We start from the raw sequence: 25,223 nt of genomic DNA on the forward strand, positions 1-25,223 counted from the left end.
TGTCCGTCTTGGATAGTTTCAGCATACCGCGAGTTGTGGCAAAAAGGGTGATTTTCATCCCTTATTTTGTCACTTTCTGTGAATAAACCGTAATTTGTGAACTGCCCGCAGGAATCGACGGGAAGTGCTTGAGAGAGGGGGGAGGCTATGTCATTAATGAAAGGATGTTCTGAGACCACTCTTGGTTTTTCTGCTTTATTCTTCCTTTCTAAGAATAAACTCAGGCAAAAAAAAACGGCAACCTGAGCTGTAATGCCAGTCAGTTAAGGATCGGTTGACCGATCCAGTGGCTGTGTAAGAATCCGGAAATGCTCACCCGTTTCCGGATTTTTTTATGCACATTGGACAGGCTCTTGATCTGGTATCCCGTTACGATTCTCTGCGTAACCCGCTGACTTCTCTGGGTGATTATCTGAACCCGGAACTCATTTCCCGCTGTCTTGCCGAAGCCGGCACCGTCACCCTGCGCAAACGTCGTCTGCCGCTGGAAATGATGGTCTGGTGTATCGTCGGTATGGCCCTTGAACGTAAAGAACCCCTCCATCAGCTCGTTAATCGGCTGGACATCATGCTGCCGGGCCGTCGTCCCTTTGTCGCACCCAGCGCTGTGATCCAGGCCCGTCAGCGTCTGCGAAGCGAGGCCGTCCGCCGCGTGTTCACGCAAACAGCGCAGCTCTGGCATAACGCCACGCCGCATCCGCACTGGTGCGGCCTGACCCTGCTGGCCATCGATGGTGTGTTCTGGCGAACACCGGACACGCCAGAAAACGATATCGCCTTCCCCCGCCAGACGCATGGCGGGAAACCAGGACTCTACCCGCAGGTAAAAATGGTCTGTCAGATGGAGCTGACCAGCCATCTGCTGACGGCAGCTGCCTTCGGCACAATGAAAAACAGCGAAAATGAGCTCGCTGAGCAACTTATAGAGCAAACCGGAGATAACACCCTGACGTTAATGGATAAAGGCTATTACTCACTGGGGCTGTTAAATGCCTGGAGCCAGGCGGGAGAGCACCGCCACTGGATGCTTGCTCTCAGAAAGGGAGCTCAGTATGAAGAGGTCGGAAAACTGGGTAAAGGCGACCATCTGGTGAAGCTGAAAACCAGTCCACAGGCACGAAAAAAGTGGCCGGGTCTGGGAAATGAGATGACAGCTCGTTTGCTGACCGTGACGCGCAAAGGAAAAGTCGTCCATCTGCTAACGTCGATGACGGACGCCATGCGTTACCCCGGTGGAGAAATGGCAGACCTGTACAGTCATCGCTGGGAGATCGAACTGGGATACAGGGAGATAAAACAGACGATGCAGCTGAGCAGGCTGACGCTGAGAAGTAAAAAGCCGGAGCTTGTGGAGCAGGAACTGTGGGGGGTATTACTGGCGTATAATCTGGTGAGATATCAGATGATAAAAATGGCGGGACATCTGAAAGGATACTGGCCGAATCAGCTGAGCTTCTAAGAGTCATGCGGAATGGTAATGAGAATGCTGATGACCCTGCAGGGCGCTTCACCGGGGCGAATCCCGGAGTTGATGGGTGATCTTGAAAGTATGGGGCAACTGGTAAAGTTACCGACAAGAAGGGAAAGGGCCTTCCCGAGAGTGGTAAAGGAGAGGCCCTGGAAATACACCTCAGCCCCGAAAAAGGGCCAGTCAGTTGCTTAACTGACTGGCATTACAACCTGAGCTGCCGTTTCAAAGCTCCTGCGCCAGGTGCTTACGACGGGTTGGCCGCGATGATTTTAGCCACCTTGTCTGCTTGCGCGGCAAGCTGGAGCTCGCGATAGGCATTTTCCATTAGCGGCAGTGCATCTTTCGTGGCCTTGGTGTCCGGGTAATCACGTAGCATTTGCTCAACGCGATTAACTACTGCCACATAAGCACTACGTTTCGTGTAGTATTGCGCGACAGAAAGCTCATATTTAGCCAAACGTTCCTTCAGATAGACCAGACGCTTATTGGCGTCGGTCGCATACAGACTGTTGGGATAACCCTGAATCAGCCTGCTAAAGTCCCGGAAAGCGGCGCGGGCATATTGGGGATCGCGATCGGAGCGATCAACACCAAAGAAGCCTTGCAGAACGCTGTCGTCCAGAGCCATGTCCGTCAGGCCGCGCATGTAAAGGACATAATCAACGTTTGGATGGGTAGGATTTAATCGCAGGAAACGATCGATAGAGGCTTGAGCCAGCGGTAACTCAGCTGATTTGTAGTAGGCATAAATCAAATCCAACTGTACCTGCTGTGAATACGGGCCAAATGGATAGCGGTTATCCAGCGCTTCCAACTGCGTGATGGCTGCTTTAAAGTTGCCGTCCTGTAGTTTTTGTTGAGCGTTGGCATACAGTTCAGATGGCGGACTGTCAGGAACCGCATCCTTGGAATTGCTGGAGCAACCAGCCAGCGCCAGGCTCAACGTGGCGGCAGCCACCAGATATTTCATACGCGTCATGACGTTTTGATTATCCTCAGAGTGTTATTCCGGGAAACTGTCCGTTAAGCTCCCGATTTAGACCAGCTACAATAGTACATTATTTTAAACGGCATCGCCGTGAAAACCCAACGTTAACGAAGAAGCTGCAACTTATGGCACAACAAGTACAACTCACCGCAACGGTGGCCGAATCTCAACTCGGACAACGTTTAGATCAGGCTTTGGCCGAATTGTTCCCTGATTATTCACGATCTCGTATAAAAGAGTGGATTCTTGAGAACCGGGTAAAGATTAACGGCGCTATGATCAACAAGCCAAAAGAGAAAGTGCTGGGCGGCGAATTGGTGGCAATTGATGCGCTGATTGAGGAAGAAGCGCGCTGGGAAGCGCAGGATATCGCATTGGATATCGTGTATGAAGATCAGGACATTCTCGTCATCAATAAGCCCCGTGACCTGGTTGTGCATCCTGGAGCGGGTAACCCGGATGGTACGGTGCTGAATGCGTTGCTGTACTATTACCCTGAAATTGCTGATGTTCCTCGGGCTGGTATTGTGCACCGTCTGGATAAAGACACCACGGGGCTGATGGTGGTGGCGAAGACCATACCGGCACAGACTCGTCTTGTTGAGACGTTGCAGTCGAGGGAAATTACCCGTGAGTATGAAGCTGTCGCCATTGGCAATATGACCGCGGGTGGCTCGGTTGATGAACCAATTGCCCGACATTCAACCAAACGGACGCATATGGCTGTTCACCCGATGGGGAAGCCTGCGGTGACACACTATCGCATTATGGAACATTTCCGTGCGCATACCCGGTTACGTTTGCGTCTGGAAACTGGGCGTACCCACCAGATTCGTGTGCATATGGCGCATATTAACCACCCGTTGGTCGGTGATCCTTTATATGGTGGTCGTCCTCGCCCGCCTAAGGGCGCATCGGATGCGTTCATTTCCGTGTTGCGCAATTTTGATCGGCAGGCTCTGCATGCCACCATGCTGCGTTTGTATCATCCGGTCAGCGGAGTACAAATGGAATGGCATGCTCCTCTGCCGCAGGATATGATCGATCTGATAAATGCACTAAAATCGGATACGGAAGCGTTCCAGGATCAACTTGATTGGTGATGAAACCATGCTGATACATCCTGAGTGGCCTTTACCGGAAAATGTCCGGGCGTTGAGTACTACCCGCGATGGTGGTGTCAGTTTGCCTCCATATGATTCGCTCAATTTGGGAAGTCATGTCGGCGACGATCTCGAAAAAGTAATGCTGAATCGGCTAATACTGGTTGATGGAGCCGCGTTGCCGTCTATGCCGCACTGGCTGGAGCAGGTACATGGTACGGAGGTAATTCATATCGATGATACTCCGCCGCTTTCTGTCCGTGGAGATGCTGCTTATACGACGCATAAAGGTCAGGTTTGTGCGGTAATGACCGCCGACTGTCTGCCGGTATTATTTTGCTCTGTTGCCGGTGACGAAGTGGCAGCAGCCCACGCTGGCTGGCGTGGGCTGTGTGAAGGTGTGCTGGAGGAAACGCTTTCCCGTTTCCGGGCTGAACCATCACAAATTATGGCTTGGCTGGGACCTGCGATCGGGCCTGATGCATTTGAAGTCGGATTGGAGGTACGAGAAGCGTTTATCAAGAATGATGCGATGGCGGCATCTGCGTTTAAGCCTTACAATAAGAAGTTTTTTGCCGATATATACCAGCTCGCGAGACAGCGTTTGCATGCCAGCGGTGTAGTCCAAATTTTTGGCGGAAATTTTTGTACTGTGAGCGATTCGCAAAAATTTTTCTCTTATCGACGTGATCGCGTAACCGGTCGTATGGCAAGTTTAATCTGGCTGATATAACCTATTGAATTAAGACGATCCATGGCAAGTAACATTTAAACCCCATCATGACTGGCAAAATAACCTTGAAATTTTTGAGGGATGACCTCATTTAATCTCCAGTAGCAATTTTGACCAGTGAATGGGAGGAGTTATGCGTCTGGATCGTCTTACCAACAAATTTCAACTTGCTCTCGCCGATGCTCAATCTCTAGCCCTTGGGCGCGACCATCAATTTATTGAACCACTTCATCTGATGAGCGCATTGCTTAATCAGGAAGGCGGTACGGTAAGTCCGTTATTGACAGCCGCAGGCGTCAACGTATCCCGACTGAAAAATGAGGTTGATCAGGCGATTGCACGTTTACCCCAAGTTGAAGGGACTGGCGGTGATGTTCAGCCGTCAAGCGAATTGGTTCGTACTCTGAATGTGTGTGACAAACTAGCTCAAAAGCAAGGAGATACTTTTATCTCCTCGGAGCTTTTTGTGCTGGCCGTTTTAGAATCGCGCAGTATGTTAACCGATATGCTGAAAAATGCGGGGGCGAGTCAGCAAAGTGTGAGCGAATCTATCAATCAGCTGAGAGGTGGTGATCAAGTGAACAATCAAGGAGCGGAAGATCAGCGGCAGGCTTTGAAAAAATTCACTATTGACCTGACTGAGCGCGCTGAACAAGGCAAACTTGATCCAGTTATTGGCCGTGATGAGGAAATTCGCCGCACTATTCAGGTTTTACAGCGCCGGACCAAAAACAACCCGGTACTGATTGGTGAACCGGGGGTGGGTAAAACCGCGATTGTGGAAGGGCTGGCGCAGCGCATCGTAAATGGCGAAGTGCCTGAGGGATTGAAAAACAAGCGAGTGCTTTCGCTGGATATGGGCGCGCTGGTGGCGGGAGCCAAATATCGTGGTGAATTTGAAGAGCGTCTGAAAGGCGTGCTCAACGATTTATCCAAACAGGAAGGCAACGTCATCTTGTTCATTGACGAGCTTCATACGATGGTCGGGGCAGGTAAAGCCGATGGTGCAATGGATGCCGGTAATATGCTTAAGCCCGCGTTGGCTCGTGGTGAGTTGCATTGTGTCGGTGCCACAACGCTGGATGAGTATCGGCAATATATTGAAAAAGATGCCGCTTTAGAGCGTCGGTTCCAGAAAGTGTTTGTTGCTGAACCTACCGTTGAGGATACGATTGCAATTTTGCGCGGGCTCAAAGAACGCTATGAGCTACATCACCATGTGCAGATTACTGACCCGGCTATTGTCGCTGCCGCCATGCTGTCTCATCGTTATATTTCCGATCGTCAGTTGCCGGATAAAGCAATTGATCTGATTGATGAGGCTGCTTCCAGTATTCGTATTCAAATCGACTCGAAACCTGAACCGCTGGATCGTCTGGAACGTCGGATTATCCAGTTAAAGCTGGAACAGCAGGCATTGAAGAAAGAATCTGACGAAGCCAGTCAGAAGCGCCTGGAATTGCTGAATACCGAACTCGAACGGAAAGAGCGTGATTACTCCAAGCTGGAGGAGGAATGGAAAGCTGAAAAGGCATCACTCACTGGCACGCAAAATATTAAGGCATCTCTGGAACAGGCCAAGATTTCGCTGGAGCAGGCTCGTCGTCAGGGGGATTTGGGTCGAATGTCCGAACTGCAATACGGTAAGATCCCTGAATTGGAAAAGCAATTATCTGCCGCGACCTTACTAGAAGGTAAGACCATGCATTTGTTACGTAATCGTGTGACAGATGCCGAAATTGCAGAAGTGCTCGCTCGTTGGACGGGAATTCCCGTGTCCAGAATGCTGGAAAGTGAACGTGAAAAACTGCTGCGAATGGAGCAGGAATTACACCAGCGGGTGATCGGACAGAATGAGGCGGTTGAAGCGGTATCGAATTCGATTCGTCGTAGCCGTGCCGGGCTATCTGATCCTAATCGCCCCATCGGTTCTTTTTTGTTTCTTGGGCCGACAGGGGTTGGTAAAACAGAGCTGTGTAAAACGCTGGCTTCATTTCTGTTTGATAGTGATGATGCCATGGTGCGTATCGATATGTCGGAGTTTATGGAGAAACATTCCGTTTCGCGTTTGGTTGGCGCACCTCCAGGATATGTGGGATACGAAGAAGGCGGCTATCTGACAGAGGCTGTCCGTCGTCGCCCTTATTCGGTAATCCTGCTGGATGAAATTGAAAAAGCGCATCCCGATGTGTTCAATATCCTGCTGCAAGTGCTTGATGACGGCCGCTTGACGGATGGACAAGGTCGTACGGTGGATTTCCGTAACACTGTGGTCATCATGACTTCAAACTTAGGCTCAGACCTTATTCAAGAACGCTTTGGTGAGCGCGGATATGCCGAAATGAGAGACATGGTGCTTGAAGTTGTCAGCCATAGCTTCCGTCCCGAGTTTATTAACCGCATTGATGAGGTCGTTGTGTTCCATCCATTAGGGAGGGCCCATATAACGTCGATTGCTCAGATACAGTTACAGCGTTTGTATAAACGTCTTGAAGAGCGAGGATATAGCGTAACAATTACTGAACCGGCGCTGGAGTTACTTGGGAAAATAGGGTTCGATCCCGTTTATGGTGCTCGTCCTTTAAAAAGGGCAATACAGCAACTGATTGAAAACCCGCTCGCTCAGGAAATACTTTCCGGGAAATTACTTCCAGGTAAGCCGGTAACACTGGACGTTGAGGGTGAGAATATCGTTGCTCATCAACCATGATGACATATATCAGCAGGACTAGTGGTCAGGTGCTTGCATGCATCTAACCCGCATTTCTTGCGTGTAAGTTACACGTATGACGATGATTCGGTTTATTTTTAAGCGATCGATGATTTTTTCGCATTTAGCGCTTGTAAGCCGCCGTGAAGTCCCTATAATGCGCCTCCACTGACCCGGGAACAGCGGCAACGCGGTTGTGAGGGCAGCATGAAGTCGGGCATCAATGGCTTGACTTTACAGCGGAACCGCGTAGATTATGCGGCCCGCGCCGCAGGATAATGCGGCACCGCTCTTTAACAATTTAATCAGACAATCTGTGTGGGCACTCACAAGACCGTATCTCAAAGATATACCAAGTCTTGAAGAGTGACTGACAGTAAATTCATTACGAATAAACAGTTATTGATTCTTTGAGCAAAGCTATTCACTTAGCGAATCAAACCATTCTTAAATTGAAGAGTTTGATCATGGCTCAGATTGAACGCTGGCGGCAGGCCTAACACATGCAAGTCGAGCGGCAGCGGGAAGTAGCTTGCTACTTTGCCGGCGAGCGGCGGACGGGTGAGTAATGTCTGGGGATCTGCCTGATGGAGGGGGATAACCACTGGAAACGGTGGCTAATACCGCATGACGTCGCAAGACCAAAGTGGGGGACCTTCGGGCCTCACGCCATCGGATGAACCCAGATGGGATTAGCTAGTAGGCGGGGTAATGGCCCACCTAGGCGACGATCCCTAGCTGGTCTGAGAGGATGACCAGCCACACTGGAACTGAGACACGGTCCAGACTCCTACGGGAGGCAGCAGTGGGGAATATTGCACAATGGGGGAAACCCTGATGCAGCCATGCCGCGTGTGTGAAGAAGGCCTTCGGGTTGTAAAGCACTTTCAGCGGGGAGGAAGGGGAAAGGTTTAAGAGACTTTTTCATTGACGTTACCCGCAGAAGAAGCACCGGCTAACTCCGTGCCAGCAGCCGCGGTAATACGGAGGGTGCAAGCGTTAATCGGAATGACTGGGCGTAAAGCGCACGCAGGCGGTCTGTTAAGTTGGATGTGAAATCCCCGGGCTTAACCCGGGAACTGCATTCAAAACTGACAGGCTGGAGTCTCGTAGAGGGGGGTAGAATTCCAGGTGTAGCGGTGAAATGCGTAGAGATCTGGAGGAATACCGGTGGCGAAGGCGGCCCCCTGGACGAAGACTGACGCTCAGGTGCGAAAGCGTGGGGAGCAAACAGGATTAGATACCCTGGTAGTCCACGCCGTAAACGATGTCGACTTGGAGGCTGTGGTCCAGAACCGTGGCTTCCGGAGCTAACGCGTTAAGTCGACCGCCTGGGGAGTACGGCCGCAAGGTTAAAACTCAAATGAATTGACGGGGGCCCGCACAAGCGGTGGAGCATGTGGTTTAATTCGATGCAACGCGAAGAACCTTACCTACTCTTGACATCCAGAGAAGACTTCAGAGATGAGGTTGTGCCTTAGGGAGCTCTGAGACAGGTGCTGCATGGCTGTCGTCAGCTCGTGTTGTGAAATGTTGGGTTAAGTCCCGCAACGAGCGCAACCCTTATCCTTTGTTGCCAGCGATTCGGTCGGGAACTCAAAGGAGACTGCCGGTGATAAACCGGAGGAAGGTGGGGATGACGTCAAGTCATCATGGCCCTTACGAGTAGGGCTACACACGTGCTACAATGGCGCATACAAAGAGAAGCGAGCCTGCGAGGGTGAGCGGACCTCATAAAGTGCGTCGTAGTCCGGATTGGAGTCTGCAACTCGACTCCATGAAGTCGGAATCGCTAGTAATCGTAGATCAGAATGCTACGGTGAATACGTTCCCGGGCCTTGTACACACCGCCCGTCACACCATGGGAGTGGGTTGCAAAAGAAGTAGGTAGCTTAACCTTCGGGGGGGCGCTTACCACTTTGTGATTCATGACTGGGGTGAAGTCGTAACAAGGTAACCGTAGGGGAACCTGCGGTTGGATCACCTCCTTACCAGCAGAGCGGATTGAGTGAAGTGCTCACACAGATTGTCTGATGAAAATAACGAGCAGAAATACCTTAATAGGCTTGTAGCTCAGGTGGTTAGAGCGCACCCCTGATAAGGGTGAGGTCGGTGGTTCAAGTCCACTCAGGCCTACCAACTCTACTTATCCTTGAAATCTTCGCTGCTGCGTTGCTCATGTGCGTTTGCGCACAGCAGGGCTACTCGCAACGAACCTTTCGTCGGCTAAGCGAGTGGAGAGAGGTATGACTGATTTGGGGCTATAGCTCAGCTGGGAGAGCGCCTGCTTTGCACGCAGGAGGTCTGCGGTTCGATCCCGCATAGCTCCACCATTAAAAAGACTTCAGAGCGTATTGGCGACAGTATGCTGCGAAGTATTTTGCTCTTTAACAATCTGGAACAAGCTGAAAATTGAAACGATGCGGCGGCATGAGTCTTTAGCGATAAAAAGGCGGTCGCATCAGAGTCTCTCAATAATCACGGCGCGAAGAGGCTTTGAAGAATCAAAGACACCTTCGGGTTGTGAGGTTAAGCGACTAAGCGTACACGGTGGATGCCTAGGCAGTCAGAGGCGATGAAGGGCGTGCTAATCTGCGATAAGCGTCGGCAAGGCGATATGAGCCGTAATACCCGACGATACCCGAATGGGGAAACCCGGTGCACTAGTGCATCATCGTTTGATGAATCCATAGTCAAACGAGGCGAACCGGGGGAACTGAAACATCTCAGTACCCCGAGGAAAAGAAATCAACCGAGATTCCCCCAGTAGCGGCGAGCGAACGGGGAGAAGCCCAGAACCTGAATCAGTTTGTGCCTTAGTGGAAGCGTCTGGAAAGTCGCGCAACAAAGGGTGACAGCCCCGTACACGAAAAGGCACAGACGGTGAGTTCGATGAGTAGGGCGGGACACGAGACATCCTGTCTGAAGATGGGGGGACCATCCTCCAAGGCTAAATACTCCTGACTGACCGATAGTGAACCAGTACCGTGAGGGAAAGGCGAAAAGAACCCCGGCGAGGGGAGTGAAACAGAACCTGAAACCGTGTACGTACAAGCAGTGGGAGCCTCTCTTAATGGGGGGTGACTGCGTACCTTTTGTATAATGGGTCAGCGACTTATATTCTGTAGCAAGGTTAACCGAATAGGGGAGCCGCAGGGAAACCGAGTCTTAACTGGGCGTTAAGTTGCAGGGTATAGACCCGAAACCCGGTGATCTAGCCATGGGCAGGTTGAAGGTTGGGTAACACTAACTGGAGGACCGAACCGACTAATGTTGAAAAATTAGCGGATGACTTGTGGCTGGGGGTGAAAGGCCAATCAAACCGGGAGATAGCTGGTTCTCCCCGAAAGCTATTTAGGTAGCGCCTCGTGAATTCATCTTCGGGGGTAGAGCACTGTTTCGGCTAGGGGGTCATCCCGACTTACCAACCCGATGCAAACTGCGAATACCGAAGAATGTTATCACGGGAGACACACGGCGGGTGCTAACGTCCGTCGTGAAGAGGGAAACAACCCAGACCGCCAGCTAAGGTCCCAAAGTCATGGTTAAGTGGGAAACGATGTGGGAAGGCCCAGACAGCCAGGATGTTGGCTTAGAAGCAGCCATCATTTAAAGAAAGCGTAATAGCTCACTGGTCGAGTCGGCCTGCGCGGAAGATGTAACGGGGCTAAACCATGCACCGAAGCTGCGGCAGCAATAGCGATATTGTTGGGTAGGGGAGCGTTCTGTAAGCCTGCGAAGGTGGCCTGCGAGGGCTGCTGGAGGTATCAGAAGTGCGAATGCTGACATAAGTAACGATAAAGCGGGTGAAAAACCCGCTCGCCGGAAGACCAAGGGTTCCTGTCCAACGTTAATCGGGGCAGGGTGAGTCGACCCCTAAGGCGAGGCTGAAAAGCGTAGTCGATGGGAAACAGGTTAATATTCCTGTACTGGGTGTTACTGCGAAGGGGGGACGGAGAAAGCTAGGTTGGCCGGGCGACGGTAGTCCCGGTTTAAGCGTGAAGGTGGATGACCCTGGAAAATCCGGGTCGTCATTAACACTGAGGCGTGACGACGAGCCACCAAGGTGGCGAAGTAACCGATGCTACGCTTCCAGGAAAAGCCTCTAAGCACCAGGTAACACGCAATCGTACCCCAAACCGACACAGGTGGTCAGGTAGAGAATACTCAGGCGCTTGAGAGAACTCGGGTGAAGGAACTAGGCAAAATGGTGCCGTAACTTCGGGAGAAGGCACGCTGGATTTGGTGAAGTCCCTCGCGGACGGAGCTGAGACCAGTCGCAGATACCAGCTGGCTGCAACTGTTTAATAAAAACACAGCACTGTGCAAACACGAAAGTGGACGTATACGGTGTGACGCCTGCCCGGTGCCGGAAGGTTAATTGATGGGGTCAGCCGCAAGGCGAAGCTCTTGATCGAAGCCCCGGTAAACGGCGGCCGTAACTATAACGGTCCTAAGGTAGCGAAATTCCTTGTCGGGTAAGTTCCGACCTGCACGAATGGCGTAATGATGGCCAGGCTGTCTCCACCCGAGACTCAGTGAAATTGAACTCGCTGTGAAGATGCAGTGTACCCGCGGCAAGACGGAAAGACCCCGTGAACCTTTACTATAGCTTGACACTGAACCTTGAGCCTTGATGTGTAGGATAGGTGGGAGGCTGCGAAATGCGGACGCCAGTCTGCGTGGAGCCGACCTTGAAATACCACCCTTTAATGTTTGATGTTCTAACGTGGGCCCCTGAGCGGGGTCGCGGACAGTGTCTGGTGGGTAGTTTGACTGGGGCGGTCTCCTCCCAAAGCGTAACGGAGGAGCACGAAGGTCAGCTAATCCTGGTCGGACATCAGGAGGTTAGTGCAAAGGCATAAGCTGGCTTGACTGCGAGAGTGACGGCTCGAGCAGGTGCGAAAGCAGGTCTTAGTGATCCGGTGGTTCTGAATGGAAGGGCCATCGCTCAACGGATAAAAGGTACTCCGGGGATAACAGGCTGATACCGCCCAAGAGTTCATATCGACGGCGGTGTTTGGCACCTCGATGTCGGCTCATCACATCCTGGGGCTGAAGTAGGTCCCAAGGGTATGGCTGTTCGCCATTTAAAGTGGTACGCGAGCTGGGTTTAGAACGTCGTGAGACAGTTCGGTCCCTATCTGCCGTGGGCGTTGGAAGACTGAGAGGGGTTGCTCCTAGTACGAGAGGACCGGAGTGAACGCACCGCTGGTGTACGGGTTGTGATGCCAATTGCATTGCCCGGTAGCTAAGTGCGGAAGAGATAACCGCTGAAAGCATCTAAGCGGGAAACTTGCCTCGAGATGAGTCTTCCCTGGGACTTTAGGTCCCCATAAGGGCCGTTGAAGACGACGACGTGGATAGGCTGGATGTGTAAGCGTAGCGATACGTTGAGCTGACCAGTACTAATGACCCGAGAGGCTTAACCTTACAACGCCGAAGGTGTTTTGAGAGAGAAGAGATAGTCAGCTTGTTCCGTGATAGGTTCTGGTGGTTGTGCGAGAGGAAAGGCGCATGACGGTCGGGACGGAAAAGAATTTGCCTGGCGGCGATAGCGCGGTGGTCCCACCTGACCCCATGCCGAACTCAGCAGTGAAACGCCGTAGCGCCGATGGTAGTGTGGGGTCTCCCCATGTGAGAGTAGGGAACTGCCAGGCATCAAACATTCAGGTGCGCTGATATGGCTCAGTTGGTAGAGCGCACCCTTGGTAAGGGTGAGGTCCCCAGTTCGACTCTGGGTATCAGCACCAGTGATATGGGTTAAAGTTTCGGTTAAAACAGAATTTACCTGGCGGCGATAGCGCGGTGGTCCCACCTGACCCCATGCCGAACTCAGCAGTGAAACGCCGTAGCGCCGATGGTAGTGTGGGGTCTCCCCATGTGAGAGTAGGAAACTGCCAGGTTTCAATAACGACAAAAGGCCATCCTATAAGGGTGGCCTTTTGTTTATCTTGTATTCCATGTTTTATCGATATTTTCCGGGATATGCATGAATTATTAAAATGATTATCCCCAATGAAATTATTACCCAATGATTATAATGTTGAATGGTACTCCGGTTTTTATTACCTTTGATATCAACGATTAAAAGACGCATATCCGTTATTGATTGATATTTAACCAATTATTACAATCAGGAATCTTTTGCCTCTTGGTTTAACAACTGTTTTACTATAATAGGCATGGTTTATGCCCAGGAAATAAAGACAGGAGAATAAAATAAGATGACTGGTCTAACGGAAAATGCGAAAGATACACGTCAACGCATCCGGGCTATAGTTGGTGCTTCATCAGGTAATCTGGTTGAGTGGTTTGACTTTTATGTTTATTCATTTTGCTCAATTTATTTTGCCCATATCTTTTTCCCTACAGGAAATACAACAACGCAATTGTTACAAACAGCAGGAGTTTTTGCAGCAGGCTTTTTGATGCGTCCGATCGGCGGCTGGTTATTCGGTTATATTGCAGACAAGCATGGTCGTAAAAATTCAATGCTGATTTCGGTCTGTATGATGTGCTTTGGATCGTTAGTTATCGCCTGTTTGCCGGGATATGACACTATCGGCACATGGGCACCCTTATTATTGCTGATTGCGCGTTTGTTTCAGGGACTTTCCGTTGGCGGGGAATATGGCACCAGTGCGACTTATATGAGTGAAGTGGCCGTTGAAGGTCGCAAAGGTTTTTATGCTTCTTTTCAATATGTCACTCTAATTGGTGGCCAGCTATTAGCTCTGATGGTTGTGGTTGTTCTGCAACACATTTTGAGTGATGAAGCATTGCATGCTTGGGGATGGCGCATTCCTTTTGCGATTGGCGCGATATTGGCGGTTGTCGCACTCTTTTTACGTCGTTCGCTCAACGAGACATCGGACAAATCCACCCGCGATCATAAAGACGCAGGCTCTCTCATAGGCTTGTGGAAGAATAGACGTGCGTTCATTACCGTGCTTGGTTTCACTGCCGGGGGGTCGTTAACATTTTATACTTTCACGACATACATGCAAAAATATCTGGTGAACACGGCGGGAATGGATGCCAAGACAGCAAGTGGGTTAATGACGCTCGCCCTGTTTGTATTTATGGTATTGCAGCCTTTCTTCGGTGCGTTGTCGGATAAAATTGGCCGTCGTAATTCGATGCTCTGTTTCGGCGCGCTCGCTGCGCTGCTGACAGTTCCGATTCTGACGGTATTGCAAAGTGTCACCGACCCTGTTGTGGCGTTTTCTTTAGTGATGCTCTCACTCGTGATCGTTAGCTTTTACACCTCAATAAGTGGAATACTGAAAGCGGAAATGTTCCCACCAGAAGTCCGTGCACTGGGTGTCGGATTGTCTTATGCCGTTGCCAATGCGCTGTTTGGCGGCTCTGCTGAGTATGTCGCATTGTCACTGAAGTCCTTAGGCTCGGAAACGGCTTTCTTTTGGTATGTTTCCGTGATGGGGGCGATTGCGTTTGTTGTGTCGCTAAGCCTGCACCGTAAAGATAAGGGCATTAAGCTTTAGTCTTGGGCGATTTGTATAATATAACCGGTGGTTACGCTGGCTACATCTCCGTTTGCAGCGGAATCCAACACGAAAAACCCCGGAGTCAGTTCAGATTCCGGGGTTTTTCGTGTTATAGCGTAACTATCAGAGAATGCGGCTAATCAGCCTGTCTATACGAATACGGCGCAAGCGTCGAATCAGTTTGCGGACTTTTATCGGATATTGCGCAATGCTTTCCAGTTCCATATAACTTTTGATGATCTGAGTGTGGACTCTGATGTTGTCCAACTCTTCCTGACGCTGAGCTAACAGAAGCTGTTTGGGATCGTGAATCAATATGGCGTTTTCCAAATCCAGACGCCAGGCGCGTGGATTGAGGTTATTACCCGTCAGCAACTGCCATTTATTATCTATCCACATACCTTTCAGGTGGAAACTGTTATCACCATCCTTCCATAATCTGACGACAAGTTGTCGAGTATCAATATAGCGCTGTAGCCTGCTCAGGAAGCGGCGCAGGTTAATTTCATAAAGATAAGGCAGTGCGCCGATGATTTTAAAGGGTTGATCTTCTGGAATATAAAAGTCATTGGCGGTTTTATCGCCAATAATGATTTCGACTTTTTTCCCTTCCCGTAATAAACGGATGATATTCCGAACTAGCAGGGCGGGGAGGTTGAAATACGGTGTACACAACACAAGATGATTCTCTGTGCAGTACATCAAATGGTGAATGGTTTTGTTTAGCGGGCTCTGTTTACCCAAGCCAACCAGTGGCGTGACGGTCAGCTCATCGTCAGCGGTATTGTAGTCCGGGGTATTATAGGTCGTCGTGCGTAGCGCCTGGCGAAACTGTTTGGTTTCATTTTTAATTTCCAGACTTTTGGGACGATTGTCATGATCAAGCCGTTGGATCGCCGGAGCCGACAGGATCGTCAGGATGTAATGCGCCATGGTATCAGCCAGTAACGAATTACGAATGACCTGATAGCGGTCATAGCGATACTTGTCGTGTTGATGCAGATAGACGTCGTTCAGGCTGGCGCCGCTATAGATGACGGTGTCATCAATAATGAAGCCTTTTAGGTGCAGTACGCCTAATGCTTCGCGGGTATTGACGGGTACACCATAGATAGGGAAGTGGCTATCTGCATATTTATGCGCCATGTCGCAATACCAGTCAGCATTGGTATTTTCTGCCGCGGCCCCTATCCGCCCACGTTGGGCACGATGCCAGTCAACCAGAATGCGAATATCAAGTTCAGGGCACTGCCGTTTAGCCTCATATAGCGCAGACAAAATACCCATACCGCCATCGTCACGCTCAAGATACAGCGCCACCAGATAAACACGTTTTCTGGCACTCAGAATCGCGTTCACCAGCGTTGTGCGGAAAAGTTCAGGTGTGTGAAGTGTCTGAACATCATCAGCTTTCTGAGGGATTTTAGGCAATTGTGCAAGGTGTTGTTGGTATTTATTGCGTTTAAATTTTGACAACATCACAGTGCGTTTCTTCTCTCATCAGTGTATGACCCATGGCCACCGTAAAAAGTTAAGGAATAGCCGAATCGGGCGATAATAGCATTACTTTTCGGCTGTTGTGAGTAAGTTTTACCATCGAGTGCCAGATCATTGTCTGACGCGGGAGCGGCATCACGAAGCGTGATTAATCTTTCAACGGCAATTCCAGCGTCACAATGCCCTCTTCCAGTTGGACATCGATATGAAAGCCCAGTTTCTTAGCCAGCGTTATCATGCCTTGATTATGCGGCATAGTGATGCCGTTCAACCGTCCCAGCCCATGCGCCCGTGCATAATGGATGAGCTTCTCCAGTAATCGCCTGCCCAAACCCAGCCCTTTTAAATCCGAACGTACCAAAACGGCGAATTCTGCATTGATATTGTCAGGGTCTGAAATTGCGCGCGTAACACCGATAATCTCTGTTCCTTCTTGTGTCTGGCGTACGGCAACAAACGCCATCTCACGATCGTAGTCAATCTGGGTCATATTGGCTAAGTCTTCGTGGTTAAATTCATTAATTTCGCTGAAATAACGGTAATAAAGGTCTTCTTTCGTCACTTTGGCAATGAATATGCTCAGCAGGTGCTCGTCTTCCGGGAGGATAGGCCGGAACAGACAGGCGGTACTATTTTTGAGCATTACCGTCTCTTCCAGTTCTTGCGGGTAGGGACGAATCGCCAGCCGCGATTGCGGATCTCCGCTAAAAGGCCGCAGATGAAGAGAGACATCCAGTAACGTGAATTCATCGCCTGAAGCAAGTAGCGGATGGATATCCAACCGGAAGATTTCCGGACAATCAAGAATCAGGTTGGAAACCTGTACCAACAGACGGCTGAGGGCTGGAATATCCAAAGGCCGTAGCGCGCTGCTGTCGCGAATTTTGCCGCCCTTGACGGCATGCAGCACCAGATAACGCGCCAGCGTCATATTCAGTGGCGGCAAGGCAACGGCAGCCTGTTTCTCACGCCATTCGACGCCGCCTTCCCCCAGCATAATCAGCGGCCCGAATACCGGGTCCTGTTCGACGGCAATACGAAGTTCCTGAGCGCCTGCACGGTTTGCCATCCCTTGAACCAGCAAGCCGTGAACCCTTGCCTGAGGATAGGTGCGCTTGACGCGGCCGAGAATGGCATCCGCTGCCTGCTGAACCTCTCTGGCGGTTTGCAGGTACAACATCACCCCTTGAACTTCAGATTTATGGGGGATATCAGGCGAGCGTAGCTTGATGGCGACCGGATAGCCGATTTGTTCGGCGATATGCACTGCTTCTGCACTGTCGCCGGCAATCCAGGTCGGCAGGGTATGTAAGCCATAGGCTTGCAGGATGGGCTGAACTTCATGCGTGTCCATCTGAGTGACGCCGTCTGACAGCGTCTGATGAATCAATTCATGTGCCTGACGGGTATTAATGGTTAGATTTTGCGGCAGAGCTGGCGTTTCCATCAGCTGTTTTTGGTTGCGGCGGTACTCGACAATATGCATAAAAGCGGTGACCGCGCCTTCCGGCGTGCGGTAGGTGGGAATGCCCGCTTCGTTGAATAAACGCCGGGACTTCTGCGAAGAGAATTCGCCGCACCAGTTGGTCAGCAGCGTGATTCGTTTGCCGCGCGGATGCCGTTGAAACAGTTTGATCAACTGTTCGGCGCTTTCGGTTACGGGCGCTGCGGCGCTGGGGGCATGAATAATCAGCAGGGCGTCGAGGTCATGGCTATCCAGAAGTATCGATATGGCATCCAGATAGCGGGTCGCGCTGGCGTCATCGCGCAGGTCGAGCGGATTGCCGATGGTGACATCGGCGGGCAACGTTTCCCGCAGCAGATGTTGAGTCGATTCGCTGAGGGTCGCAAGCTTTCCTTGTCGGCTGAGCAACTGGTCCAGAGCCTGCGCAGCGGGGGAGGCGCCGTTACTGACGATGAACAGACGTTCGCCACGTAATGGGCGAAGGTGGCTCAAAGTTTCAACGGCTGAAAATAGCTCGTGCGTATCCCTTACCCGCAGTAGACCCGCCCGCTGAATGGCTGCATCGTAGGCGGCGTCCAATCCATGACGCCGGTCGTTCAGCAACTGTTGCGCTTGCCGACTGCGCCCGCTTTTTATCACCAGAATCGGTTTGTTTCTTGAGGCGCTGCGCGCGGCCGACAGAAAACGACGTGCATCGCTGATATGTTCCAGATGCAATAAAATCGCACTGGTTTTGCCATCACGCGCCAGAAAATCCAGCACGTCATCAACATCAATATCCAAACTGTCGCCCAGGGCGATGAAGTAGGAAAATCCGATACCGCGTTGCTGAGCCCAATCCAGAATAGTGTTGGAGACGGCGGCGGATTGGGAAATAAAGGCGAGTTTGCCTTTCATGATGGGAACAGGAGAGAAGCTGGCGTTAAACCCCTGCCAGGGTGCAAGCAGGCCAAGGCTGTTGGGGCCCAATAAGCGCATCTGGTGGCGAAACGCGCAGGCTTGTAACTCGCTGAACTGCGATGGCGGCGCGGAGAGAATAATGACGGTTTTACAGCCGCGCTGTCCCAATTCCTCCAGCAGCGGCAGGTTACGACAGGCGTTGGTGCAGAGCACGGCTAAATCGGGCTTTATGGGCAGGCTGGCAACGTTCGGGTAAGCCAGAACACCGCAGACGGCGCGATATTTCGGCGTGACAGGAAGCACCGGGCCGCTAAAGTTGCCATCCAGCAAGTTTCTCATCATCAGAAAACCCGCCCGTCCCGCCTTTTCCGAGGCGCCTAAAACCGCAATCGACCTGGGACGTAATAGTGCTTCCAATCCGCGCTGACTCATAAGCCGCTCCTGTTAGGATAAGACTATTAGATATTAAGCGGTATCTGCCGATGATGCTGTGACGACGGGAGAGGTTTCCCGCAAGGCGTGATGCGGCTTCCCGGCCAGATAGCGTTTTCTGAAACGGTCAAAGTGTGCGGATAGTTCGTTTGCCGCGATACCGTCCCCGGCCTGCGTGAGCAGCGCGATCGCAATTTCCGCCGTGCAGTGTTGTCCGGCGGCGCTGGCTTCTCGTAGCTGATAGCGGGATAGGGCATCCACATTCAGCGACAAAATAGGCAATGCATCCAGATAAGGGCTTTTGCGGAACATCTTGCGTGCTTCCGGCCAGGTGCCGTCCAGCAAAATGAATAACGGGGGCTTCCCCTGCGAGGGTAATTGGTGATGCACCTGACGTCCGCTTTCCATTCCATCGGCCAGAAACACCAGATAAGGCTGATAGTCCGGGTGGCCTAAGGCGGCCAACAATTGCGGGTCCGGTGAAGTTCGTGACCAGAGGAAGGCCAGCGTGTCCGGTAAGATATCCGCAATCAACCGCCCGGTGTTGCTTGGCTTCAGCGGCTCGGTATCAAACATCACCAGACAGAAACGACTGCGCGCATCATGCGGCTGAATGGTATGGCACAGACAGGTTGTGAGCGGCAGCAGACAGTGTTGACAACGTACCACGCGGCAGCCGCGGGCGCGAAAAGGTTTGGTTGACTGCTCAAGGCGTCGCTGGCGTAGTCGCAGAACGGCGTTATTGGTCATCAAGTATTGGACGCTTTGCATGTTGCCGGAAAGCGGCCACATTTTTGACCATCGTCGGCAAAACAGATTCAGAAAGCTGTCATTCTAATCGACTCTGCATCCCACCAAAAGGGGCCGGGGCCACAATGCCCCGGATTCTGACTATTTTTACAGCGATTCATCCAGCCAGGCTTCAAAGGGGGTTTTAGGCAGTGCGCCATTGAGCATATCCACCAGTTTTCCCTGTTTGAACAGCATCAGGGTCGGAATGGTGCGAATTCGGAAACGAGCGCTAAGCTGCGGTTCTGATTCAGTATTGACTTTAATAAAGCGTATTTTATCACCGCGTTCTTGTGCGACACTTTCAAACACGGGGGCAAAGTTGACGCAAGGTCCGCACCAGGGGGCCCAGAAGTCGACAACAACCGGTAAATCGTCCTGAAGCAATTTATCCAGCGTCGCATCTGTTGCGTTCACGACTTCGCCTGTGAACAGGGATTCGCCACAACTTCCACATGTAGAGTGGTCCTCGATACGTTCTTTAGGCAGACGATTTGTTGTGTGGCAAGATCCACATACCGTATTCATAATGGGGCCTCAAAGGAAAAAGGGCTAAAATAAGTGTCTCGTTAATGAACGATGTTACGGATAAGCAGTAAAAGATTAACAATATGTTGCTTATTAGTAGTGAGTTAAGTATGGCGGGCAAGGCAGTGGTCAACAACGTGGTTTGCTCAATGGCTACAATAGTTGTCGGCTTTTACGACAAGTCGGTGGCTAAGCGGATGTACATAAGGTAATCTTCGCGCCCGGCGCGTAGGTAGGTGGAGAGAACGATGAGCGATTCATTCAATAGCAAGAGCGGCAAAGTCCGCGTGATGTACGTCCGTAGCGATGATGAGGGCGAGAAAGAGAATAAAAACACGCGTCCTGAAGGTAAGGAGCGTCGCAGTGAGAATCGCGGCGGCCGGCGCGAAGGAAGCGATTCACGGGATAAACGTGAAAAACCCCGGCATCCTCGCGATACAAATCCTCGCTATGCGCGTGAAAACCCTTCACGTGAGGGAGAATCGCGTGAAAAGAGCCCGTGGGGCAAAGAACGTAGCGAACGGTCGCGCCGTCCGCACAACGAAGGCGGCGCGTTTAATGATTCTCCTTGGAAAACCGTTTCTCGTGCGCCAGGCGAAGAGTCCGAATCGGATCACGGCGGCATCAGTGGCAAAAGCCTGATAGATCCTGCGCAAATTCGCCGTCAGCGTCAGGAAGAAACGCGTGTTTACGGCGAGAACGCCTGTCATGCGCTGTTCAAAAGCCGTCCAGAGGCGATTGTTCGCGCATGGTTCCTACAGGAGGTCACGCCACGTTTCCGCGAGGCTCTGCGCTGGATGGCGGCGAACCGGAAAGCCTATCACGTCGTCGAGGATGAGGAGCTTATCAAGGCGTCTGGCACGGAGCACCACGGCGGCGTCTGTTTCCTGATTAAGAAGCGTCAGGGTATGGATGTGCATGAGTACTTGCAAGCGGCTGGCGAGCGGGATTGCGTGCTGGCGCTGGAAGAGGTGGGCAATCCGCATAACCTCGGCGGAATCATGCGTAGCTGTGCGCACTTCGGTGTGAAAGGCGTGCTGATTCAGGATGCGGCTCAGTTGGAATCGGGTGCGGCGGTTCGCACCGCTGAAGGTGGCGCTGAACATGTCAAAGCCATTAATGCGGATGATTTTTTGTCGGTATTGAATGCGTTCCGTCATGCGGGTTATACCATTGTGACCACGTCCAGCCATAAAGGTACGCCGCTGTCGAAAACCACCTTCCCGGCCAGAACGGTGATCGTGTTGGGTCAGGAGAGCGATGGCTTGTCTGACGGCGCCTGGCAACAGGGTGACGTCAAGGTTTCCATCGACGGCACCGGCAAGGTCGAAAGTCTGAATATTTCTGTGGCAACCGGCGTTCTGCTCTCTGAGTGGTGGCGCCAGAATCGGGCCTGATGAAGCAAGATTGAACCGAAGAGGCATCCCTGGGGTGCCTCAGACGGTTGCAAATCCGTTGACTCAGTGCGCGCCACCGCCCGTGCCGGCGGCGGTAAAAGGTGGGCGGGTGAACCACACCAGAATCAACAACACTAAAAATACTCCCGCGGCGGCCCAGAATATTTCGTTGGCGGAAATAATCAGCCCCTGTGCGGTAACCTCTTGCGCAATATAAGCGGAAGCCTGGGATTGACTCATCCCCATTGCCTGCAACCGTTGATAGGTTTCCTGCGCTATCGGATGATAAGGCGTCACTGATTCCGTAAGATGCGCATGGTGCAAGGATTCGCGCTGCGCCCACAAGGTTGTGGTGATGGACGTCCCGATCGACCCTGCCAGCGTTCGGGTAAAGTTCGACAGGCTAGATGCCGCCGCCAGACGCTCAGGCGGCAATCCCGATAGCATGATGGTGGTCAGCGGCATAAAAAAGCAAGCCACGGCGAATCCCTGCGCGAATTGCGGCCATGCGGATGCCCCAAAATCCATGCCCGGCTCGAAGGTGTAGGCGCGCCAGTAAAAACAGACGGCATACATAATAAAGCTGAAGGTAACCAGCTTGCGCATGTCCAGACGCGGCGTAAAACGGCCGATGACCGGTGACAGCACCACGGGCATCAACCCCACCGGGGCCGATGCCAGCCCAGCCCAGGTAGCGGTGTAGCCATAAACCTCCTGCAACAATTGCGGCAGCAAAACAATGGCGCCGAAATAGAACATGTAGGCCAGACTGATACACAAACATCCGATAGTGAAATTACGGGATTTGAACAGCGATAAATCCACGACCGGGTGATCGTCTGTCAGTTCCCAAACGATCAGAAAAGCCAGCGAGATAACGGCCACCACGGTCAGGATGACGATCTCGCTGGAGTTAAACCAGTCCAGCTCTTTTCCCCTGTCAAGCATCATCTGGAGGCTGCCGATACCGATAATCAGCAGCGCCAACCCAATGGTATCAATGGGCTTGATTTCTGTTTTGGTTTCGCGCCCGCGTAAAGTTTGCAAGGTAATAAAGACAACGACGGCGCCGAGTGGAACGTTGATGAAGAAGATCCAGCCCCAATGGTAGTTGTCGCTGATCCAGCCGCCGAGAATCGGACCGCAGATCGGCGCCACCACCACGGTCATCGACCAGAGCGCCAGCGCGACGCTGCGTTTGGCCGGCGGGTAGTTGTTGAGCAACAGGCTTTGTGATAACGGGATGAGCGGCCCGGCCGCGATACCCTGTAGGACGCGGGCAAAAATCAACATCTCCAGGCTGCTGGAAACGCCGCACAGCCATGAGGTCAGCGCAAACAGGGTGGTAGACCACAGAAACAGGCGAACCTCACCAAAACGTTTGGCCAGCCAACCCGTAATCGGGATGGAGATCGCGTTGGCGACGCCGAACGAGGTGATCACCCAAGTGCCTTGTGAGTTCGACGCCCCCAGATTACCGGCGATAGTGGGAATGGCGACGTTGGCGATGGTGGAGTCCAACACCTGCATGAACGTCGCCAGTGATAAGGCTACGGTCATCCAGGCTAGACTGGCCCCTTTAAGCGGTTCTCTCGGCACGTTTCTCTCCTGACAGATTAACCCGCGTTAGCCTGAATGATGCTGCTAATCATTTGGTTGACTGGCGTGAGATCGAGCGACAGGGCATCACTGGTATAGGCTGGCGTGCCGCGTGGCGTTTCGGACAGCGCTCTACCGCCGGTGTCGGTGGTATCGACATTAACCCACGCGGACAGACCGATGCGCAACGGATGCTCGGCAATTTGCTGCGGCTCCAACTCGATACGTACGGGCAGACGCTGGACAACCTTGATCCAGTTGCCCGTGGCATTTTGTGCAGGCAGCAGCGAGAACGCGCTGCCGGTTCCCATATCAAGGCCAATCACCTTGCCCTGATAAACCACATCATCGCCGTAGATATCGGCGATTACGGTAGCAGGTTGGCCGATACGCATATTGGCCAGTTGCGTTTCCTTAAAGTTGGCGTCGACCCACAGGTGGTCGGCAGGAACAATGGCCATTAGCGCGGACGTGGTGGAAATGCGGGCTCCCACCTGAACGCTGCGGCGTGAAACGTAGCCACTAACCGGGCTGACGATTTTGGTGCGCTGCAAGGACAGCCAGGCGTCGCGCATTTCCGCGGCGGCCTGTTGCACCGCTGGCTGCTGCTCCAGTGGCGTATTCATCACCACGGCCTGATTAGCCAGATATTGCTGTTTGGCCACTTCCAGCGAGGCTTTGGCGCTGGCGACGGCGTCACGGGCGTGCTGGACTTCCTCACGGCCAATAGCGTTGGCGCTGCCCAGGGCCTCCCGGCGGTTCAAGTCACTTTGCGCTTTGTTTAATTCCGTCTGGCGCAGTTCGATATTGGCCTGATATTGTTTGCTGTTAATGATTAACTGATGCGTTTGACGCACGCTGCTGGCGAGGGCGGTTTTCGCACGTTCAAAGGCTTGCTGCGCATCCGTCGGATCCAGTTCGACCAGCACGTCGCCCTGTTTGACAAAATCGGTATTATCGACATTGACGCGGGTGACGCTGCCCGTCACCTGCGCCATCACCTGAATCTGATTGCCGGCAATATAGGCATCGTCCGTCCTTTGGTGGGGTCTGAGAATCAGGAACCAGTAAATGACCCAGATAGCGCCAAGCACAATAAAAATAAGGGTCATCAGCGTCAGTACTCGTTTACGCTGTCTTTTCTTGTTTTTCTGCATAGTTTGTTGCGGGGCCTGATTTTCCACGTTTTCACTCATGGGGGCGCTCTCTTTGTTCGCTTTTTTACCTGGATATCTCGGTCGTTACGTTCACCTGGCGTAAATAGGGAGCAGGGAAACGACAATCGGTTTTTTCAGCAAAAACCCCGTCCTCCTGATGAAATAATCATTGGGAAAGATGAGATTTGAGGAGGGAGACGATATTTTTTGTTTTAAAAATTAACCTGTTAAATGTCTCTTATTTCGTCCATTTCATCCAGCCGGGTCAGCAGTTTTCGCATCAGCGTTTCCAGCTGTTTTCGTTCGTCAGCGGTGAGCGTCGACCAGAGAAAATGGAGGCTTGTATGTTGCGGCGGAAGCAACTGGTCAAGGAACGCTTTGCCAGCTTCCGTCATGTGTAAGTGCAGGCAGCGGCGGTCGCTATTGCTTTCACGCCTTTCTATCCAGCCTCTTTTCTCCAAATCGTCAGCAATACGCGTGGCGTTGGTGCGCGATGAACCCAGCGCGGCACTCAGTTCAGACGGCTGGATACTGTAGGACTCCTGCGCTTCCAACGTAATGAGCGCCATGAACAGGGTTTCATTAATCCCTTGTTCTTTCAGCATCCTATTTCTGTGATCCAGAATTTTACTCTGCATGTGCATACATAAACGCAGCAAGAGCACTTCCTGATAGGGAAAATCGGGTTTACGTGAAGCTCGCAGGCTTAGCATTTTTTCGATGGGGGTGAATGAACTATCCATTTTTATGTGAACCTCATTAATCACGGTCTGTATAGTAACTAATGTTATTACGTGGGTAAATGAGAAAGCGGACTTAATTCTGTGTCAGAAAGTAAGAAAAAACATCTCTGGAAATGCGCTGATCCAATTTTTTGTGATGGAGATCGGTGGGTTAGGTGGGTTTTAACTCTATATCAAAATAATTTAAAACAATGCCGTGG

The 25,223-nt window shown here is 51.9% G+C and carries 13 protein-coding genes, 3 tRNA genes, 4 rRNA genes and 1 pseudogene; 13 read left to right on the forward strand and 8 right to left on the reverse strand.

Annotated elements, in window-relative coordinates:
- Positions 1-334: 334 nt before the first annotated feature.
- A pseudogene (locus EH207_RS04035) lies at positions 335-1,663 on the forward strand (IS4 family transposase).
- Between the two features lie 52 nt (positions 1,664-1,715).
- Here EH207_RS04035 and bamD read toward each other — a convergent pair.
- Positions 1,716-2,450, reverse strand: a complete 735-nt coding sequence (gene bamD, locus EH207_RS04040; RefSeq protein ID WP_137712844.1) for an outer membrane protein assembly factor BamD — start codon at positions 2,448-2,450, stop codon at positions 1,716-1,718.
- A 134-nt stretch (positions 2,451-2,584) separates the two neighbouring features.
- Here bamD and rluD point away from each other — a divergent pair, with 134 nt between their 5' ends.
- From rluD to EH207_RS04100, 11 genes are all read left to right on the forward strand, one after another.
- Positions 2,585-3,562 (forward strand): 23S rRNA pseudouridine(1911/1915/1917) synthase RluD, encoded by a 978-nt coding sequence (gene rluD, locus EH207_RS04050; protein WP_137712845.1) that lies wholly within the window; start codon positions 2,585-2,587, stop codon positions 3,560-3,562.
- Between the two features lie 7 nt (positions 3,563-3,569).
- Positions 3,570-4,295, forward strand: coding sequence for a purine nucleoside phosphorylase YfiH (yfiH, locus tag EH207_RS04055; protein WP_137715257.1), 726 nt, complete (start codon positions 3,570-3,572; stop codon positions 4,293-4,295).
- Positions 4,296-4,428: 133 nt separating this feature from the next.
- Positions 4,429-7,005: an ATP-dependent chaperone ClpB gene (gene clpB, locus EH207_RS04060; RefSeq protein ID WP_137712846.1), complete on the forward strand. Its 2,577-nt coding sequence runs from the start codon at positions 4,429-4,431 to the stop codon at positions 7,003-7,005.
- Positions 7,006-7,454: 449 nt separating this feature from the next.
- A 16S ribosomal RNA gene (locus tag EH207_RS04065) occupies positions 7,455-8,996 on the forward strand.
- A 71-nt stretch (positions 8,997-9,067) separates the two neighbouring features.
- Positions 9,068-9,144, forward strand: a tRNA-Ile gene (locus EH207_RS04070).
- Positions 9,145-9,262: 118 nt separating this feature from the next.
- Positions 9,263-9,338 (forward strand) — tRNA-Ala (locus EH207_RS04075).
- A 194-nt stretch (positions 9,339-9,532) separates the two neighbouring features.
- A 23S ribosomal RNA gene (locus EH207_RS04080) occupies positions 9,533-12,438 on the forward strand.
- A 111-nt stretch (positions 12,439-12,549) separates the two neighbouring features.
- A 5S ribosomal RNA gene (gene rrf, locus EH207_RS04085) occupies positions 12,550-12,665 on the forward strand.
- A gap of 17 nt (positions 12,666-12,682) precedes the next feature.
- Positions 12,683-12,758: transfer RNA gene (locus EH207_RS04090), tRNA-Thr, on the forward strand.
- Positions 12,759-12,795: 37 nt separating this feature from the next.
- Positions 12,796-12,911, forward strand: a 5S ribosomal RNA gene (rrf, locus tag EH207_RS04095).
- Together the 16S, 23S and 5S rRNA genes with 3 tRNA genes alongside form the textbook arrangement of a ribosomal RNA operon.
- Before the next feature lie 321 nt (positions 12,912-13,232).
- Positions 13,233-14,513, forward strand: a complete 1,281-nt coding sequence (locus EH207_RS04100) for an MFS transporter (protein ID WP_137712847.1) — start codon at positions 13,233-13,235, stop codon at positions 14,511-14,513.
- Positions 14,514-14,639: 126 nt separating this feature from the next.
- On the opposite strand, the gene pssA is transcribed toward EH207_RS04100, so the two are convergent.
- From pssA to trxC, 4 genes are all read right to left on the reverse strand, one after another.
- Positions 14,640-15,995, reverse strand: a complete 1,356-nt coding sequence (gene pssA, locus EH207_RS04105) for a CDP-diacylglycerol--serine O-phosphatidyltransferase (RefSeq protein ID WP_137712848.1) — start codon at positions 15,993-15,995, stop codon at positions 14,640-14,642.
- Between the two features lie 166 nt (positions 15,996-16,161).
- Positions 16,162-18,810, reverse strand: coding sequence for a bifunctional acetate--CoA ligase family protein/GNAT family N-acetyltransferase (locus EH207_RS04110; RefSeq protein ID WP_137712849.1), 2,649 nt, complete (start codon positions 18,808-18,810; stop codon positions 16,162-16,164).
- A 33-nt stretch (positions 18,811-18,843) separates the two neighbouring features.
- Positions 18,844-19,560 carry a tRNA-uridine aminocarboxypropyltransferase gene (locus EH207_RS04115; RefSeq protein WP_137715258.1) on the reverse strand — a complete coding sequence of 239 codons (717 nt, stop codon included), beginning with the start codon at positions 19,558-19,560 and terminating at the stop codon, positions 18,844-18,846.
- 147 nt (positions 19,561-19,707) lie between these two features.
- Entirely contained in the window at positions 19,708-20,127 is a 420-nt protein-coding gene (gene trxC, locus EH207_RS04120) for a thioredoxin TrxC (protein ID WP_137712850.1), read from the reverse strand.
- Between the two features lie 248 nt (positions 20,128-20,375).
- Between trxC and EH207_RS04125 the strand changes: the two genes are divergently transcribed.
- Complete coding sequence (locus tag EH207_RS04125; protein ID WP_137712851.1) at positions 20,376-21,524, forward strand: tRNA/rRNA methyltransferase; 1,149 nt, start codon at positions 20,376-20,378, stop codon at positions 21,522-21,524.
- 63 nt (positions 21,525-21,587) lie between these two features.
- Here the strand turns inward: EH207_RS04125 and emrB are convergent, their stop codons facing one another.
- The 3 genes from emrB to mprA all read right to left on the reverse strand — a co-directional run bounded on the left by emrB (position 21,588) and on the right by mprA (position 25,023).
- Positions 21,588-23,084 carry a multidrug efflux MFS transporter permease subunit EmrB gene (emrB, locus tag EH207_RS04130; protein ID WP_425456725.1) on the reverse strand — a complete coding sequence of 499 codons (1,497 nt, stop codon included), beginning with the start codon at positions 23,082-23,084 and terminating at the stop codon, positions 21,588-21,590.
- Positions 23,085-23,140: 56 nt separating this feature from the next.
- A complete protein-coding gene (gene emrA / locus EH207_RS04135; RefSeq protein ID WP_137712853.1) occupies positions 23,141-24,319 on the reverse strand; it encodes a multidrug efflux MFS transporter periplasmic adaptor subunit EmrA in 1,179 nt (392 codons plus the stop codon).
- A gap of 188 nt (positions 24,320-24,507) precedes the next feature.
- On the reverse strand, positions 24,508-25,023 hold the full coding sequence (gene mprA / locus EH207_RS04140) for a transcriptional repressor MprA (RefSeq protein ID WP_137712854.1): 516 nt from the start codon (positions 25,021-25,023) through the stop codon (positions 24,508-24,510).
- Between the last annotated feature and the right edge of the window lie 200 nt (positions 25,024-25,223).

The sequence above is a fragment of the Brenneria rubrifaciens genome (assembly GCF_005484945.1).
Lineage (GTDB): Bacteria > Pseudomonadota > Gammaproteobacteria > Enterobacterales > Enterobacteriaceae > Brenneria > Brenneria rubrifaciens.

Excerpts from the sequence above, each read along its gene's own strand:
- EH207_RS04125 (WP_137712851.1), top strand. The coding sequence starts at position 20,376 with ATGAGCGATTCATTCAATAGCAAGAGCGGCAAAGTCCGCGTGATGTAC.
- mprA (WP_137712854.1), bottom strand. The coding sequence starts at position 25,023 with ATGGATAGTTCATTCACCCCCATCGAAAAAATGCTAAGCCTGCGAGCT.
- EH207_RS04115 (WP_137715258.1), bottom strand. The coding sequence starts at position 19,560 with ATGACCAATAACGCCGTTCTGCGACTACGCCAGCGACGCCTTGAGCAG.
- clpB (WP_137712846.1), top strand. The coding sequence starts at position 4,429 with ATGCGTCTGGATCGTCTTACCAACAAATTTCAACTTGCTCTCGCCGAT.
- emrA (WP_137712853.1), bottom strand. The coding sequence starts at position 24,319 with ATGAGTGAAAACGTGGAAAATCAGGCCCCGCAACAAACTATGCAGAAA.
- EH207_RS04100 (WP_137712847.1), top strand. The coding sequence starts at position 13,233 with ATGACTGGTCTAACGGAAAATGCGAAAGATACACGTCAACGCATCCGG.
- yfiH (WP_137715257.1), top strand. The coding sequence starts at position 3,570 with ATGCTGATACATCCTGAGTGGCCTTTACCGGAAAATGTCCGGGCGTTG.
- bamD (WP_137712844.1), bottom strand. The coding sequence starts at position 2,450 with ATGACGCGTATGAAATATCTGGTGGCTGCCGCCACGTTGAGCCTGGCG.
- rluD (WP_137712845.1), top strand. The coding sequence starts at position 2,585 with ATGGCACAACAAGTACAACTCACCGCAACGGTGGCCGAATCTCAACTC.
- emrB (WP_425456725.1), bottom strand. The coding sequence starts at position 23,084 with ATGACCGTAGCCTTATCACTGGCGACGTTCATGCAGGTGTTGGACTCC.
- pssA (WP_137712848.1), bottom strand. The coding sequence starts at position 15,995 with ATGTTGTCAAAATTTAAACGCAATAAATACCAACAACACCTTGCACAA.
- EH207_RS04110 (WP_137712849.1), bottom strand. The coding sequence starts at position 18,810 with ATGAGTCAGCGCGGATTGGAAGCACTATTACGTCCCAGGTCGATTGCG.
- trxC (WP_137712850.1), bottom strand. The coding sequence starts at position 20,127 with ATGAATACGGTATGTGGATCTTGCCACACAACAAATCGTCTGCCTAAA.